The sequence below is a fragment of the Humibacter ginsengisoli genome, assembly GCF_054780095.1.
In genome coordinates this window covers 126,528-141,754 of the sequence record NZ_BAAGWZ010000011.1, presented here as the reverse complement: position 1 = coordinate 141,754, position 15,227 = coordinate 126,528, and the positions used below count along the sequence as shown (strand labels likewise).

General features: G+C 66.6%; 16 protein-coding genes. 9 read left to right on the top strand and 7 right to left on the bottom strand.

Annotated features, from left to right (window positions below; genetic code table 11):
* Nucleotides 1-110: 110 nt before the first annotated feature.
* Entirely contained in the window at nucleotides 111-527 is a 417-nt protein-coding gene (locus ACYVI5_RS14935) for a hypothetical protein (RefSeq protein WP_460580905.1), read from the bottom strand.
* Nucleotides 517-981, bottom strand: coding sequence for a YybH family protein (locus tag ACYVI5_RS14930; protein ID WP_460580904.1), 465 nt, complete (start codon nucleotides 979-981; stop codon nucleotides 517-519). Before ACYVI5_RS14930 ends, ACYVI5_RS14935 begins: the two co-directional genes overlap by 11 nt.
* Before the next feature lie 379 nt (nucleotides 982-1,360).
* On the opposite strand from ACYVI5_RS14930, the gene sigJ reads away from it, so the two are divergent.
* Complete coding sequence (gene sigJ, locus ACYVI5_RS14925) at nucleotides 1,361-2,287, top strand: sigma-70 family RNA polymerase sigma factor family protein (RefSeq protein WP_460580903.1); 927 nt, start codon at nucleotides 1,361-1,363, stop codon at nucleotides 2,285-2,287.
* 19 nt (nucleotides 2,288-2,306) lie between these two features.
* Here sigJ and ACYVI5_RS14920 read toward each other — a convergent pair whose 3' ends face one another.
* Together ACYVI5_RS14920 and ACYVI5_RS14915 are read right to left on the bottom strand one after the other, a co-directional pair.
* Complete coding sequence (locus ACYVI5_RS14920; protein WP_460580902.1) at nucleotides 2,307-3,416, bottom strand: dipeptide epimerase; 1,110 nt, start codon at nucleotides 3,414-3,416, stop codon at nucleotides 2,307-2,309.
* 4 nt (nucleotides 3,417-3,420) lie between these two features.
* Nucleotides 3,421-4,023: a TetR/AcrR family transcriptional regulator gene (locus ACYVI5_RS14915; protein WP_460581286.1), complete on the bottom strand. Its 603-nt coding sequence runs from the start codon at nucleotides 4,021-4,023 to the stop codon at nucleotides 3,421-3,423.
* A gap of 84 nt (nucleotides 4,024-4,107) precedes the next feature.
* Here ACYVI5_RS14915 and ACYVI5_RS14910 point away from each other — a divergent pair, with 84 nt between their 5' ends.
* Nucleotides 4,108-5,298 carry an FAD-dependent monooxygenase gene (locus tag ACYVI5_RS14910; protein ID WP_460580901.1) on the top strand — a complete coding sequence of 397 codons (1,191 nt, stop codon included), beginning with the start codon at nucleotides 4,108-4,110 and terminating at the stop codon, nucleotides 5,296-5,298.
* Nucleotides 5,299-5,368: 70 nt separating this feature from the next.
* Nucleotides 5,369-6,775 carry an aspartate aminotransferase family protein gene (locus ACYVI5_RS14905; protein WP_460580900.1) on the top strand — a complete coding sequence of 469 codons (1,407 nt, stop codon included), beginning with the start codon at nucleotides 5,369-5,371 and terminating at the stop codon, nucleotides 6,773-6,775.
* A gap of 350 nt (nucleotides 6,776-7,125) precedes the next feature.
* Here ACYVI5_RS14905 and ACYVI5_RS14900 read toward each other — a convergent pair whose 3' ends face one another.
* Nucleotides 7,126-7,287: a hypothetical protein gene (locus tag ACYVI5_RS14900; RefSeq protein WP_460580899.1), complete on the bottom strand. Its 162-nt coding sequence runs from the start codon at nucleotides 7,285-7,287 to the stop codon at nucleotides 7,126-7,128.
* Between ACYVI5_RS14900 and ACYVI5_RS14895 the strand changes: the two genes are divergently transcribed.
* The 4 genes from ACYVI5_RS14895 to ACYVI5_RS14880 all read left to right on the top strand — a co-directional run bounded on the left by ACYVI5_RS14895 (nucleotide 7,282) and on the right by ACYVI5_RS14880 (nucleotide 10,998).
* Entirely contained in the window at nucleotides 7,282-8,031 is a 750-nt protein-coding gene (locus ACYVI5_RS14895) for a DUF559 domain-containing protein (protein WP_460580898.1), read from the top strand. The two genes, ACYVI5_RS14900 and ACYVI5_RS14895, sit on opposite strands and share 6 nt — an antisense overlap.
* Before the next feature lie 136 nt (nucleotides 8,032-8,167).
* Nucleotides 8,168-9,172: a magnesium transporter CorA family protein gene (locus ACYVI5_RS14890; protein ID WP_460580897.1), complete on the top strand. Its 1,005-nt coding sequence runs from the start codon at nucleotides 8,168-8,170 to the stop codon at nucleotides 9,170-9,172.
* A 240-nt stretch (nucleotides 9,173-9,412) separates the two neighbouring features.
* Nucleotides 9,413-10,507, top strand: a complete 1,095-nt coding sequence (locus ACYVI5_RS14885; RefSeq protein WP_460580896.1) for an IS110 family RNA-guided transposase — start codon at nucleotides 9,413-9,415, stop codon at nucleotides 10,505-10,507.
* A 95-nt stretch (nucleotides 10,508-10,602) separates the two neighbouring features.
* Nucleotides 10,603-10,998 (top strand): VOC family protein, encoded by a 396-nt coding sequence (locus ACYVI5_RS14880; RefSeq protein ID WP_460580895.1) that lies wholly within the window; start codon nucleotides 10,603-10,605, stop codon nucleotides 10,996-10,998.
* A 19-nt stretch (nucleotides 10,999-11,017) separates the two neighbouring features.
* Here the strand turns inward: ACYVI5_RS14880 and ACYVI5_RS14875 are convergent, their stop codons facing one another.
* The gene (locus tag ACYVI5_RS14875; protein ID WP_460580894.1) at nucleotides 11,018-11,617 is read right to left on the bottom strand and encodes a GNAT family N-acetyltransferase; all 600 of its coding nucleotides are present in this window, start codon (nucleotides 11,615-11,617) and stop codon (nucleotides 11,018-11,020) included.
* Between the two features lie 100 nt (nucleotides 11,618-11,717).
* Nucleotides 11,718-12,737 carry an acetylxylan esterase gene (locus ACYVI5_RS14870; RefSeq protein ID WP_460580893.1) on the bottom strand — a complete coding sequence of 340 codons (1,020 nt, stop codon included), beginning with the start codon at nucleotides 12,735-12,737 and terminating at the stop codon, nucleotides 11,718-11,720.
* 181 nt (nucleotides 12,738-12,918) lie between these two features.
* Between ACYVI5_RS14870 and ACYVI5_RS14865 the strand changes: the two genes are divergently transcribed.
* Both ACYVI5_RS14865 and ACYVI5_RS14860 read left to right on the top strand, forming a co-directional pair.
* Nucleotides 12,919-13,716, top strand: coding sequence for an SDR family NAD(P)-dependent oxidoreductase (locus ACYVI5_RS14865; RefSeq protein WP_460580892.1), 798 nt, complete (start codon nucleotides 12,919-12,921; stop codon nucleotides 13,714-13,716).
* 212 nt (nucleotides 13,717-13,928) lie between these two features.
* On the top strand, nucleotides 13,929-15,209 hold the full coding sequence (locus tag ACYVI5_RS14860; protein WP_460580891.1) for an ABC transporter substrate-binding protein: 1,281 nt from the start codon (nucleotides 13,929-13,931) through the stop codon (nucleotides 15,207-15,209).
* Nucleotides 15,210-15,227 lie beyond the last annotated feature (18 nt).

Below are 15,227 nucleotides of genomic sequence, written 5' to 3'. Positions count from 1 at the left end.
CGGACCGATCCGCAGCGGGTCGAAGAGCCTTCACCGGCCCTTCGGCCCGCTGCCCATCTGCCGGGCAAGTGCGGTGGCTCACCTGACGCCGCGTCAACCCGCCGAACACGTCACCCGCGCTCACTGTGCCGCTCCGATCGATCGAGCGGCAGCATCCAGACCGCGATGAACTGCACGAGCACCGCCGCGACGATCATGACGCCGAGCGGGATGTGCAGCCACAGCGGTCCGTGCATTCCCGCGTAGTACTGCAGCGTTTCTGCCGCCGCCAGCACTGCCGACGAGATCAGCGGCCAGAGCACGTGCAGCCGTCGCCACACCACGATCGCGATGACCAGTTGGGCGTAGCCGATGCCCGTGACCAGGTTCGCTCCGGCCTCGTGCATCGACAGCGCATCGAAATCGCCCGACAAGTAGACCCCGGCGAACACGGGCTGGCCCATGATCACCACCAGGTGCAGGCTCACGATGGAGCGCAGCACCCACCCGGCCGGCCGCGTATCCGGCAGCATCGCGTCACGGCTCAAGGTCGGTCACGCCCCTACCTGTGCTGATGTCGAACGGCACGGAAGCCTGGTCGTGCACGATCAGCCATGCGCCATCGATACGGCGGAGGCAGAACGTGGCGCGCACCCACATTCCCTCGACGACGGAGCCGTCCAACAGCGTTCCGCCGAGCCGACCGAACCCGTGCGCAAATGCCACGTCGTCGCCGACGATGACATGAAGGTCGCGTACCTCGTAGTTCAGCCGGGCGAAGACGGAGAATGCGCGCTCCCAGTTGCGCATCTTCGCCGCTCGTCCCACATGCTGCAGGGGCGGTTCGACATCGAAGGAGACGACGTCGTCCGAGTAGTGGCGAGCGAGGGCATCAAGATCTTTGGCACCCAGCAGTTCGATCAGCCGGTCGATGTGCCGGCGGATATCCGCGACGGCCTCCTCGTCGCGCGGCTTCAGCAGGGTCTTGTCGCGAGAATCCATGGGTCTGTCCTTTCGTGTGCGACTGGTCGTGAATGGATCGGTCGTTCAGGTACGGTTCGCATCGACACGCGCCGGCATCGCGGATGCCGCGTTTCCGGTCGGCCGGGGACCGCCCTTCGGCCACGGCAGTAGCCGGCGCCGATGACGACGACCCTGCTGCGAGCATGAGGTGTGCTCATCGGAGATCCTTTCTCGTGGGCGGGAGACGGGCATCCACCCGCGGACGGCGTCTCACTAGAGCGACAATGCATGACCCGGAAACGTCAGGCGCGGCATCCGCCGCCGAAGCACCTGACATTCCGAGCGGCTGCGCAGTCAGTTCTTGGAGGAGGCCGCCGACGGGATCTCCGGCAGAATGCGTTCGAGAAGGGACACAATCATGAGCGACGAGTCCGGCTCGGATGACCGGGGCGATACCGTCGAGGTCATCGAGCGTTCGCGGCGTCGCCTGATCAATCTCGCGTATCGCATGCTTGGGTCGCTCGCCGACGCCGAAGACGTGGTGCAGGAGACGTACGTGCGCTGGTACACGATGTCGCGCACCGAGCAGGAGGCCATCGAGACTCCGGATGCCTGGCTCACCACGGTTGCGAGCCGTCTCTGCCTGAACGTGCTCCGCTCGGCTCGTGTGCGGCGCGAGACCTACGTGGGGGAGTGGATTCCTGAGCCGGTGCCGGAGTCCGATGTGTGGTCGGAGAGTCGCTCCCTGGGCGTCGGTACCGACCCCGCTGATCGCATCACACTCGACGAGTCGATCAACATGGCGTTCCTCGTGGTGCTGGAGTCGATGACGCCTGCCGAACGGGTGGCGTTCATCCTGCACGATGTCTTCTGCTACTCGTTCGCCGAGGTCGGGGAGATTGTGGGACGCACCCCGGGAGCGTGCCGACAGCTCGCATCGTCGGCACGGCGTCGCATTCGCGAATCGCGTACGCCCGCGACTCCGTCTGCGCAGCAGGCCGGCATCATCCGGGAGTTCAAGGAGGCGTGGGAGGCGGGCGACATCGACTCGCTCGTCGGGCTGCTCGCGCCCGATGTCACGGCCACCAGCGACGGCGGAGGCCGAGTGAGCACCCTGCTGCACCCGGTCGTGGGAGCGGACAAGATCGTGGATGCCTTCGTACGGCTGAAGAACGTGTTCGGCGACCTGACGATTCTGGAGCGCACCGTCAACGGCCAGCCAGGGCTCATCGCACAGCGCGATGGGGTGACCGTGTCGGTCTACGCGTTCGAACTCGAGGGCGCGCTGATCAAGCACATCTGGACGATCCGCAACCCGGAGAAGCTCCGCTCCTGGAGGGAGTGACGGTCCCGCGGCGCTGAGGCTAGTGCAGCCGGCGGATGCCCAGCCCGGGCTCGGCGGACATCGTCACGGTCTCGCCGTGGTACCCGATGCCGCCTTGCACGGGCGACTCACTCAGCCACAGTCCGGCGTCGAGGTCGTGCGCGGTCGTGGACCCGGACCGCCCGTCGATCACGGCAGCAACGGCGCTCGCGGCCCCGATGCCGACGTGGCTTTCCATCATGCAGCCGACGATCGCCGACATCCCCGCGCGTTTCGCGAGGTCGAGCACGACCAGCGCCTCCCGGATGCCGCCGGTCTTCGCCAGCTTGATGTTCACCATGTCCGAGGCCCGCCGCGTGATCGCCTCGCGAGCGTCACGCGAGGTCCACACGCTCTCGTCCGCCAGCACCGGTGTGTCCACGTGCGCTGTCACGAACGCGAGACCGTCGAGGTCGTCCCGGTGCACGGGCTGCTCGACGAGCTCGACGGCGAGCCCGGCATCCTCCCACGCACGGATCACGTCGATCGCTCGTTGGGGCGCCCAGGCCTGGTTGGCGTCCGCGCGCAGCGTGACCTCGTCGCCGACGGCATCCCGCACTGCCCGCATCGCGGCCACATCGTCGCTGCCCGCACCGACCTTGAGTTTGAGTGTGCCGAAGCCGGCGTCGCGATGCCGTACGGCCGTCTCGACAAGGCCTGGTATGCCGTCGTCGCTGGCGATCGCGGAAAGCGTCATGTCGGTGCGCACGGTCGGCGAGGATGCCCCGAGCAGCGCATGCAATGGGAGTCCAGCCGCCTGCGCCGCCAGGTCGTAGATCGCGCAGTCCACCGCCATCCGAGCGGCCGAGTTGCGCACGACCGCGCGGTCCAGGGCGAGACTGGCCTCGGCTGCGGCATCCGCCGTGCCGTCGACGGGCATCCCGAGCACCGCGTCGCGCAGCGGGCCCTCGACCGCTGCGGTGACGCTCGCCGGGCTCTCGCCCGTGACGCGCCAGCTCGTCGGCGCTTCGCCCCATCCGCTGCCTCCGTCGCTGTCGACGACCTCGATCAGCAGCGCCTCGATCTGCGTCGCCGTGCGCACCGCCGTCACGAAGGGGCGCACCAGCGGAACGGTGGCGCGGTGCAGCCGGACGTCGGCGATGGTGGTCACGCGATCAATCCTTCACGCCGAGGCCCGCAGCCACTGCAGCGTGGATGCGCCGGGCACGGGCCGCAGGCGACCCGCCGGAGGGTTCGAGCAGCACCGTCTGAAGGGCTGCAGTACTCGCGCCGACGAACGCGCCCGCCAGCCCGGCCGCGCGTGCGGCGTCGAGGTGGCGAAACTTCGAACGGAGCGCGTTGCCGATCGCCTTGACACCCGCCAACTGCTCCGCGGCGGCGCGTGCGCGAACGGCGGGAACTGATTCGACGAGCCTGAGCCGCAGTATCGCCGGCTCGCTCACCATGTCGGCCGCGTCTACCTGTGCCGCGTCGTCCAGAGCCCGGAGCAGCACGCGTGCCGGGTCGTCGTCGGTAGACGCCTCCGCGATCGTCTGCACCGCGAGCGCGATACGGTCGCCGCCCGACCCGAACAGCAGCGCGTCCTTGCTCTCGAAGTAGCCGAAGAACGTGCGCGTGCCGATGTCGGCGGCCGCGGCGATGTCGGCGACGGTCGTCTCGTCGTAGCCCTTCGCGGTGAAGAGCCGCACCCCAGCCTCGATGATGCGTTCCCGCGTCTGCGCCCGTTTGCGGTCGCGCAGAGTCAACGGTTCAGGCATGGTCACAGTTGACACTCTAGCATTCAGTGCTAACTTGCAGTGGATGCGGGAATGCACTGAATGCGAATTGCGGGAGCGACGCGGATGCCGATCACAACAGCACTGATCTCGGGCGCGGGAATCGCAGGCGGAGCACTGGCGTGGCAGCTCGCCGAGCGGGGCATCGACGTGACCGTGGTGGAGAAGTCGACCGGGCTGCGCTCGAGCGGGAACCCGGTGGATGTGCACGGTGAGGCGCTCCGCATTGCGGAACGGATGGGCGTCGCCGACGAGCTCCGGGCCGCTGCCACGAGCGTGAGACGTCTCGTCGCGGTCGACCGGGAGGGACGCCGTGTCGCGGCCGTGCCCGCGTCCGCCGTTGTCGCGGGCAGCGACGGAGTAGAGGTACCACGTGCGGTGATCGCCGAGATCCTGGTGCGGGCAGCACGCAATCGTGCGCACGTGATGTTCGACGAGGCGATCGCCGGGCTTCGCGAGCGTTCCGACGGTGTCGAGGTCGACTTCGAATCGGGTCAATCCGGCCGCTACGACATCGTTATCGGCGCCGACGGGCAGCACTCCCGGGTGAGGACGCTCGCGTTCGGGCCCGAGACGCGGTTCGCGGACCGCATTGGCATGTTTGTCGCCACGGTCGCCGCTCCGGGCGCTGAGGTCGATCCGGAGGAGATGACCATGCTGAACGTACCCGGGCTCTCGTTCTCGTTGCATCCGTCGACGGGAATGCCGATCGGAGCCTTCATCTTCCACAGCCCGCTCGCCGCGGCCTTCGACTCGCGCGAGGCCGACTCCGCCCGGTCCATCGTGACGGATGCCTACGCCGGCCTGGGCTGGCGTGTTCCGGAGTTCCTCGACCGCTTCGTCGCCGCTCGCGACGTCTACTTCGACACTGTCACCCAGATTCGGCTGGATGCCTGGCACACCGCCCGCGTCGCCCTCCTCGGAGACGCGGCCTCGTCGGTGTCGTTGTTCGGCGATGGATCGTCCCTCGCGATCGTCGGAGCGAGCACGCTCGCGGATGCCGTGGCCAGGCATCCGGACGACTCCGCATCCGCGTTCGCCGAGTACGAGCGGCGGCACCGCGTGTTCGTGATGCCGAAGCAGAGGCTCGTACGCCGCAGCGCGTCGATGCTGGTGCCGAAGACCGCCTCGGGCCTGGCCTTGCGCAATCTCGTGCTGCGCGGCATCCAGGGATACCAGTCGCTGCGGCACCCGTCGCAAAACCGTCGGGAATCGGCCGATTCGTCCGTGCGGGGTGCTTCGCGGCATCCGTCGTGAACAGAATGGGGAGGCGCATCGCCGCCGCCCGAGCGCGGAAAGCGGCGCGCGATACGAAAGGCAGGGCACGATGACGAGCACCGAGACACTGACGACCGCGCAACCCGCTCTCGACGAGGCGAGCCTGCAGGCGAAGGCACGCGACCACCTGTGGATGCACTTCGCCCGGCAGTCCGTCATGGAAGACGGCCCCGGTGTGCCGATCATCGTGCGCGGCGAGGGTCACCGGGTGTGGGACATCCACGGCAAGGAGTACATCGACGGACTGGCCGGGCTGTTCACCGTCAACGCCGGTCACGGACGCAAACGACTCGCGGATGTCGCGGCCCGGCAAGCGGAGCAGCTCGCGTTCTTCCCGATCTGGTCGTACGCGCATCCGTCGGCCATCGAGCTCGCCGACCGTCTCGCCGGCTACGCACCCGGCGACCTCAACCGCGTGTTCTTCACGACGGGCGGCGGCGAGGCAGTGGAGACCGCGTTCAAGCTCGCGAAGTACTACTGGAAGCTGCGCGGCAAGCCCACGAAGCACAAGGTGATCTCACGGTCGATCGCCTACCACGGCACGACGCAGGGCGCGCTCGCGCTGACCGGCATCCCGGAGATGAAGGCCATGTTCGAGCCGCTCACCCCCGGCGGGTTCCGGGTGCCGAACACGAACTTCTACCGGGCACCAGAGCACGGTGACGACCTCGAGGCCTTCGGGCAGTGGGCGGCGGATCGCATCGCGGAGATGATCGAGTTCGAAGGGCCCGACACGGTCGCCGCGGTGTTCCTGGAGCCGGTGCAGAACGCCGGCGGATGCTTCCCGCCGCCTCCCGGATACTTCCAGCGCGTGCGCGAGATCTGCGACGAATACGACGTGCTGCTGGTCAGCGACGAGGTGATCTGCGCCTTCGGTCGAATCGGCCAGTGGTTCGCGTGCGACGAATACGGCTACGTGCCCGACATGATCACCTGCGCGAAGGCCATGACGAGCGGATACTCACCCATCGGGGCCTGCATCGTCAGCGACAAGGTGTACGAGCCGTTCAAGCACGCCGAGGCATCCTTCCCGCACGGATACACGTTCGGCGGGCATCCGGTCTCAGCCGCGGTGGCGCTGGAGAACCTCGACATCTTCGAGGAGGAGAAGCTCAACGAGCACGTTCGCGAGAACTCGCCGCTGTTCCGGGCCGAGCTGGAGACCCTGCTCGACCTGCCGATCGTCGGCGACGTGCGCGGCGCGGGGTACTTCTTCGGCATCGAGCTCGTGAAAGACAAGGCGACGAAGGAGACGTTCGACGACGAGGAGTCGGAGCGGCTCTTGCGCGGATTCCTGTCCAAGGCGCTGTTCGACGCGGGGCTGTACTGCCGGGCGGATGACCGTGGAGACCCGGTCATCCAGCTGTCGCCGCCGCTCACCATCGGTCCCACCGAGTTCGGCCAGATCCGGGACATCCTGCGCGGCGTGCTGACGGAGGCCTCCGCCCGCATGTAGTGCGGTGCCCAGAACCTCCCGTTCAGGTCGCAGTTTCTGTTGCTTCAAGCAGCTTGAGACGACAAAAACTGCGACCTGAGTCGCGTCCACCTGGACCGCGACGTACGCCAACTCGTTGAGGGCGCAGTTTCTGTCGCTTCAAGCAGCCTGAGACGACAAAAACTGCGACCTGAGTCGGGATGGCTTCCCGAGGCGACTCCGTCACCGCTTGTGGACAACGCTCAACGTTTGTGGACACCCGGTTGGGGTCATCCGCCATATGCCACGTTGTGACGATGAAACCTCCACGAGCACTACCGGCCGACTTGCCAACGCGGTTCAGCGTCGCGGAGGCAAGCCGACTAGGCGTTTCACCCGGGCGGCTCCGTCATCATGAGCTTGAGCGACCCTTTCATCGCGTTCGCTCGCTGGGAAGCGAGCCCCTGGTCGATGAGGACGAGGAGATCGACCCATACGAACTCCAGCGACGTTCGCGCGTGATGCGTGCCCGCGAGTACTTGCCACGCATGCACGAGAACCACTTCTTCTGCAAAGACACGGCGGTTTCTGCCTGGGGAGGCCCGCTTCCGCTGGTCCTCACGGAGTCCGGCGATCCCGCCATCGGAGAGGACCTACCACTACACGTCGGCGCGTTCGGCGAAGCCGCGCTGCCGCGTGCGCAGGGTGTGACGCGACATCGGGCACAGGCGCACATGACCTCGGTGCGCGAAGTCGACGGGCTCCGCGTGACCTCGCCCGCCTCGACCTGGGCCAGCATGGGAACTCTCGCCCTGCCCGACCTCATCGCACTCGGTGACTACTTCTGCCGGGTTTGGCGTACGGGATTCCGTCGTCCCCATCCGGGTAAGCCACCGTTGGCGACGCGTGAGCAATTGCGAGCCGCACTCGCTGCGGGCCGCCGTCGGGGTGCCGCACGATTGCGTGAAGCGCTCGAGCTTATCCGGGAGGATTCCTGGTCGCCGCGAGAGGCGCACGTTCGCTTCGAACTCGTAAGCCGCGGTCTACCCGAACCGGAACTGAACGTCGATGTGTACGACGCTTCTGGCAGGTTCATCGGATGCGTGGACATGCTGTACCGGCAACAGCGGGTGATTGTGGAGTATCACGGTGAGGTTCATCGCTCGACCTGGGCGGCGGACGTAGAGCGCATCGCGGCGCTACGGGCGGCAGGATGGACCGTCATCGAGGTCACGGCACCACTGCTCCGGGACCCCGACCGGTTGGCGCGTCGCGTTACCGAGGCTCTCGGCTGCTGAAGCTCGGCGCCCCCGATTGTCATGCTCAGGTCGCAGTTTCTGTCGCCATGATGCGCCGAAAGCGACAAGAACTGCGACGTGAACGGGAAGACGGGGGCCTGTGCGGAACGGATGGCACGCCGGGCTACGCTGACGGATGCCCCATCCACCTTCGTACAGCGGAGCCCGCATGCGCATCCTCGACTCCATCGACGACGCACTGATCAGCCGGCTGCGGCAGGAGCAGGAGTTCTTCTGGCTCGACCTTCCCGACCCGAACAGGGAGCAGGTCGAGCACCTGGGTGCGGTTCTGGGGCTGCATCCGCTCGCCGTCGAAGACAGCGTGAAGTTCGGACAGCGGGCGAAGCTCGACACCTACGGCGACACGGCCCTGCTCGTGCTGCAGGGCGGCGTCGAATCCGAGCCGGAGGACGAGAACCTGCATCCGCTCGAAGAGGTGCACTGCCACCTGAGCGGCGATTTCATCGTCACGCTGCACCGCAACCCGTATCCGCCGCTGCAGCAGCTCAGGGACCAGTTCACTCGCACGACGGCTCCCAAGACGGAGCGGTACTACGTGTACAAGATCGTCGACGTGGTCGTCGACAGCTACTTCCCGATGCTCGCCAGCCTGGATGAGGAGATCAACGACCTCGAAGACGCCATCGTCTCGGGCGCCGGGTCACGCGAACTCGGTGAGACGTTCCGGCTCAAGCGTCTGCTGCTCAGACTCCGCAAGGCGGTCGTGCCCATGCGGGATGTCTTCGCGCGCGAGATCGAGGTGATCACCGATCTCGCGGGGCTCGAGCCCGACAGCCACGACTACTTCCGCGACATCTACGACCATCTCATCCGCATCAGCGACGAGCTGGACTCGTACCACGAGATGGTGGCCAGCTGCACCGATCTCTATCTCTCCACCGTCGCGAACAAGCAGGGCGCGACATCCAAGCAGCTCGCGATCATCGCGTCGATCTTCCTGCCGCTGAGCTTTCTGACCGGGTTCTTCGGCATGAACTTCAGCTGGGAGGTCGGGCACGTGCTCGTCGGTCCGTGGGCGTTCTTCCTGCTCGGCCTCGGCACCATGGCGGTCTCGGCCGGCCTGATGTGGTGGTGGTTCCATAGAGAGCATGAGGGGGCGCCGGTTCTGGTGTCGTCCTGATTCTCGCTTCCATCGTCGTCGCGGCGTTGCCAGAGTGGTGCTGCTAGCTCCGACAGCCCGGTCTGACTCTTGGTTCCATTGACGCGTTGGTTGTCTTCAAGTGGATTTGTCGACCACTGCCGGGGCTGGTGCAACACAGTCACCGACGTGACGGCCGTGACTTGATAGGAGCTTGCAGTAACAGGCCCGTCTCTGTGCGGTCCAACCGTCACGCCGGCGACTTCATCACCTATCCATCTGATGAAGGACGGCAGGACAAGCATGACAAACCAACATCTGGATCGCACCGTGGTGGGCGGGGTTGATACCCACCGGTCCACGCATCATGCTGCGGCTCTGGACACTGCGACCGGGCAACTCCTCGGCGATCGCGAGTTCCCGGCGACCGCGTCCGGGTACGCGCAGCTGGTGACCTGGCTGCTCGCGTTCGGTGTTCTCCTGAAAGTCGGGGTTGAAGGGACGGGATCGTTCGGTGCTGGCCTTCAACGACACCTCAAGGACAACGGCATCACCGTCGTGGAGGTCCTGCGACCGAACCGGCAGGATCGCAGAGCGCGAGGGAAGTCGGATCCGATCGACGCGATCAACGCCGCGCGCGCGACACTCAGTGGCGCCGCGTCGACCACACCGAAAGATCGTGACGGGTTCGTGGAAGCAGTCCGGCTGATCCGTACGACACGGCGCAGCGCTGTCCGCGCCCGGCGAGTGGCGATCCAACAGATCCATGGCGTGCTCTACTCCGCTCCGGAACAGCTCCGCGAACGCCTGGCCGGTTACGACCGGGCTGCACTGGTGACACGTTGCGCGAAACTGCGCCCGCCCACTGACCTGGCACTGGACGACCCGGCGGCGGCCGCGCAGCGCATGCTGCGTCGCCTTGCCCGCAGAATCGAGCAACTCGACAACGAGATCACCGAAGCCAACAAGGAGCTCGAACTCATCCTGCACCAGCATGCCCCGACGCTGATGAAGACCTTCGGCGTCGGACCCGAAGCGGCCGGACAAATCCTCACTACCGCCGGCGAGAACCTGAACCGACTCCACTCCGAAGCCGCCCTCGCCCGCATCTGCGGCGTCGCCCCCATCCCGGCAAGCTCAGGCAACACCACCCGCTACCGACTCCACCGCGGCGGCGACCGAGCAGCGAACTCCGCGATCCACATGATCGTCATCAACCGGCTGCGCTGGCACGAACCCACACGCACCTACCTCGCCAAACGCACCGCCAACGGCAAAACCAAGAAAGAGACCATCCGATGCCTCAAAAGAGCCATCGTCCGAGAGCTCTACCGAGCACTCCGAAAAGACCTCGAACTCACCCTTGACACTGCATAGGAGCATCCACAAGGGCTGGACCCACGCCGACGGATGACCGACCCTGGTATCGGTGACCGGGTCCCGTCGGTCGCGTGCAGGGAGTGAGGCGAAGGATGCCTGCGGTCAGCGTGCGTTACATCGTCAACGACGTCGACGATGCGATCGGCTTCTACGTCGACCGGCTCGGGTTCGAGTTGATCATGCATCCAGCTCCGGCTTTCGCCATGCTGGCGCGCGGCGAGCTCAGGCTGGTGCTGAGCGCGCCGAGCGGAGCTGCCGGCGGTGGCGCGGCGATGCCGGACGGCACGCTGCCGCGGCCCGGCGGCTGGAACCGCTTCGCGCTGGAGGTCGACGACCTGGACGCACTCGTTGAACGGCTCCGCGAGCAAGGCGTGCGGATGCGGAACGACATCGTCGACGGCGTCGGCGGCAGGCAGATCCTCATCGAGGACCCGTCCGGCAATCCCGTCGAGCTCTTCGAGCCAACGATCCCGGAGGCGCGGCTGTAGCAGGCGAGCGGCCGGGCGTTCAGGTCGTCGTCACGTCCACCTGCTTACGCATGATCCAGCGTTCCCGCCCGCCGCTATGGGCCGTGGTTTTCATCGCGCGTTCGAAACCGGCGCGCTCGAACAGGGTTGTCGTGCCGACGTAACCCGAGATGATGTCGACCCGTGCCTCGCCCGTCACCTCGATCGGGTACCCCTCGACGAAGCGCGCACCGTGTTCGCGCGCGTGCCGCACGGCGCCCTCGAGGAGCGTGTTCATGAGCCCCTGGCCGCGGTAGGCGGGCTTGACCACGAAGCAGACGGCGCACCAGGCATCCTCGTCGTCCACGAAAGGTATGGTGCGCGAGTTCATCAGCCTGCGGTAGGAGGAGCGCGGGGCGATGGAGCACCATCCGGCCGGTGTGCCGTCGACGTAGGCGAGCACGCCGGGGCCGGGTTCGCGCTCGCACTCGGCCTTCATGTAGGCGCCGCGGTCGGGCACGCTCGTGTCGCGATATGACATGCACCAGCATCCCTTGCCGCCCGGCTTCTTCACGCCGATGACGTCGTAGAAGCCGTCCCAGTGATCGAAGGCGGAGACCACCTCGACCTCGGCGCCCTCCAACGGGATGCGTTTCGCCATGCGGTCAGGGTATAGCGGGGCACCGACAGAGCAGCTTGAGCCTGTTGCGCGGCGGGCCGCGAGCGCAGGGCGCTGCGCGAGCGGTGGTACGGTGTGCGGCCTACGCCAGCGAGTCGATCTCGGCCAGGCTCGCCGCTTCAGCCGTTGTGAGCCCTTCGTCGGCGAAGACACACTTGAGGAACGCAAGGCGTCGTTCGGCTGCCAATTGTCCTCCGCCCTCGTGCCCGTTGAACGGGTACACGTCGATCGTCTTCGGCCCCGCATAGCGGTTGTACGCGGCGAACACGGTCGAGGCAGGGGCGACGTCGTCCATGAGTGCGACGGAGAACCGGGCAGGAGCCGTGGACCGTGCCGCGAAGTTCATGCCATCGAAGTAGCTCAACGTGGTGAAGGCGCGATCGATCAGCTCCGGCCGTGCGCGCCCGAACTCCGTGAGCTCGAGGTAGGGACCCGCTGATGCGACATCCGCCGCTCGGCGGATATGGCTGAGAAAGGGGAGGTCAGCGAGCACGGCGACCGGAATGTCGTCGAGCGCTGCGACCGCCAGCGCCAGAGCGGCCCCCTGGCTGCCGCCGGCGACCGCGACCCGAGCGGCGTCGACCACCGGATGCTCCACTGCCGCGCGCACCGCGCCGACCGCATCGACGATGAGCCTGCGGTAGTAGAAGGTCTCCGGGCTCAGCACGCCCTTCGTGAGGAACCCGGATGCCTGCGCCGCCTGCGTCCCGTCGCCGTCGGCGGTGTCGCTGCCCGCCTGGCCCCTGTTGTCGACGATGAGATTGGCGTACCCCGCGGCGCTGTAGAGCAGGTTCTGCAGCGTGACCGGCGTTCCTCGCCCTGTTCCGTATCCCATGTACTGCACGACGCACGCCAGCTCGCTCTCGCGATGGCGGGGGAGGTGCAGCCATCCCTTGACCGGCTGCCCGTCGAACCCCGGAAAGGTCACGTCATACGTCTCGATCGTCTCCAACGGAGAATCGACCGGTTCGAATCGGGCGCTCGTGGATGCTCGCGCGTGCTCGGCGAGAGTGTGTCGCCAGAAATCGTCGAAGTCGGGTAGGTCGGTGCTCGCCGGCAGGTAGTTTCGGAGCTGGTCGATGGGCAGATCGAGCACGGGCATGGACTCACCGTCCTTTCTGGTCGCGATTTCGCGACGGCGTTGGCGCACTGTCGAGAGCGCTTCGACGCGGCGTGCCGTCGTCCGGCACGCTGGGCGAGTCACCGGATGCGACGCCACCATTGACGAGCATCCTAGCGACTATCGATGAACGATAGCATTGACGAGAACTGAGGAGGAAGACATGGCGAGGATGCCGGTCGATGTCGACGACGAGTCGGAGCGGAAGGCGCGGGCCGCCGTCGGCAGGGATTTCGAGGGCCGCGTCGCGGTGGTGATCGGAGGCGCCTCGGGAATGGGGCAGGCCACCGCAGAGCTGTTCGCGGCCCGCGGCGCCAAGGTGAGCGTCTCCGACCTGGATGCGGAACGCGGAGAGCGCGTGGTGGCCGACCTGCTCGGCGAAGGTTCGGAAGCGATCTTCACGAGGGCGGACATCCGGGTGCTCTCCGAGCTCGAGCAGCTCGCCGAGCGAACGGTTGCCGAGTTCGGACGCATCGATGCGGTGTTCCTGAGTGCAGGCAGGGTCGAGGCCGACCTCGGTCCGATGCTCGAGCTGTACCTGCAAGGCCCGGCGAACTGCGTCACCGCGCTGGTACCGCACCTCGCTCGCTCGGATGCAGCGAGCATCACGTTCACGGGCTCGACCTCAGGACTGCGGGCGCACCCAGGCGCGCCCTGGTACGCCGCGGCGAAGGCCGGGCTCGTCGGCATGACGCGCACGCTCGCAGTGGACCTCGCATGGCAAGGCATCCGGGTGAATGCGGTGTGCCCGAGCGGTGTGGACACACCGATGCTGCGCGCGACGATGCGCGGCACGGCGGAGGAGATCGACGCGAAGCTCGCCGAGCAGGCAGAGCGGAAGCCGCTCGGGAGATGGGTGACGGCCTCCGACGTGGCCGAGGCCGCCGTGTTCCTGGCGTCGCAGCACGCGTCCATGATCACCGGGGTATCGCTGCCGGTCGACGGCGGAGAGAGCCTGTGAGCGCCGCCGAGGTCGTCGCCCGAGGACCCGCTCGGCGAACAGCCCGCCCTCTGAGCTTCGACCTAGCGTGCGTCCCCGGCTTGACGCCGGCATCCGCTCGTGTCATTCTTTCGACTATCGATAGTCGTTCGCGCATGGACGATGGTCGAAACGAGCAACGAGGCTAAGGTCTCTTTTCTCGCCTCACCCCCAGACATCAGAGTGGAGTCGGAATGAAAGGCAAGGGGATCTGGCGGCGCATCGGCGCCGTTGCAGTGGTCGCCGGCGCAGCGTCTATGGTGTTGGCCGGCTGTTCCGGAAACGGTTCGTCGGGCACGGGCGCCAGTGCCTCGAAGGCGGCGAGCGCGCATCTGCGCGTCATCGTCAACATCTCGCCCAACCTCACCGTCGCGTACTGGACGAAGCTGTTCGACAAGTACGAGAAGGCGCACCCCGGCGTGACGGTCGCGCTCGAGCGCACCGGCACCATCTCGGCGAGCGACAAGCTCAACCAGGACCTCGCCGCCGGCGACCCGCCGGACATCGTGCAGCAGGTCACGCCCACCGCCGCTACGGCCAAGCTCTTCACGGACCTGTCCAAGCAGTCGTGGACGAAGGACACGCCGCTCGTCGACAACTACAAGATCGACGGCAAGACGTATCTCGTCGGCGCCGGTCAGCAGGTGCAGTCGCTCGTCTTCTACAACAAGGCGGCGTTCAAGAAGGCCGGCCTCGACGCATCCAAGATCAAGACGGTGTCGCAGTTCACCGATGCGATGGGCAAGCTGAAGGATGCCGGCTACGAGCCGCTGCAAACCGCAGGCCAGTGGGTCACCGGCTCGCAGTTCACGCTGTTCAACGACTCGACGACCATGACCAAGACGCCGGATTGGATCAGCCAGCGCAGAGCCGGCAAGGTCACGTTCGCCGGCGACAAGGACTACCTGAACTCGCTGAAGACGTACAAGTCGTGGGTCGACAAGGGTTACCTGCAGAAGAGCGACCTGGGCCTCGCATACGCCGACGGCCAGACGAACTTCCTCGAGGGCAAGTCGGCGATGTACATCATGGGTTCGTTCTTCGTCCCTGCGGCGGACCAGGCGAAGGTCAGCGACCAGTTCGGCGTCTTCTCCATGCCCACAACGGGCAAGTATCCGACGAAGCAGTTCAGCAACATCGCCGACCCGTACGTCGTGGTGAAGCAGTCGAAGAACCAGCAGGCAGCGATCGACCTCGTGAAGTGGCTGACGACGGACAAGACCGCGGTCGCCAGCGAGCTGGCAGCAGACGGCAACTTCCGCAAGGGCTACACCTACACGATGTCCAGCCTGGGCGAGGGCGTGCAGAAGATCGTGGATGCTTCTCCCGGGGCCTTCGTAGAGGCCGCGGACGAGCAGCCCTTGCCCGGGTACTCGACAGAGCTGGGCAGCCAGATCCAGTCGCTCTACTCGGGGTCGACCCCGCAGCAGGTCGCGGAGAACTTGGACAAGTGGTGGGACTCGCAGGCGCAGTGATCGCCGACGCACGCTCTC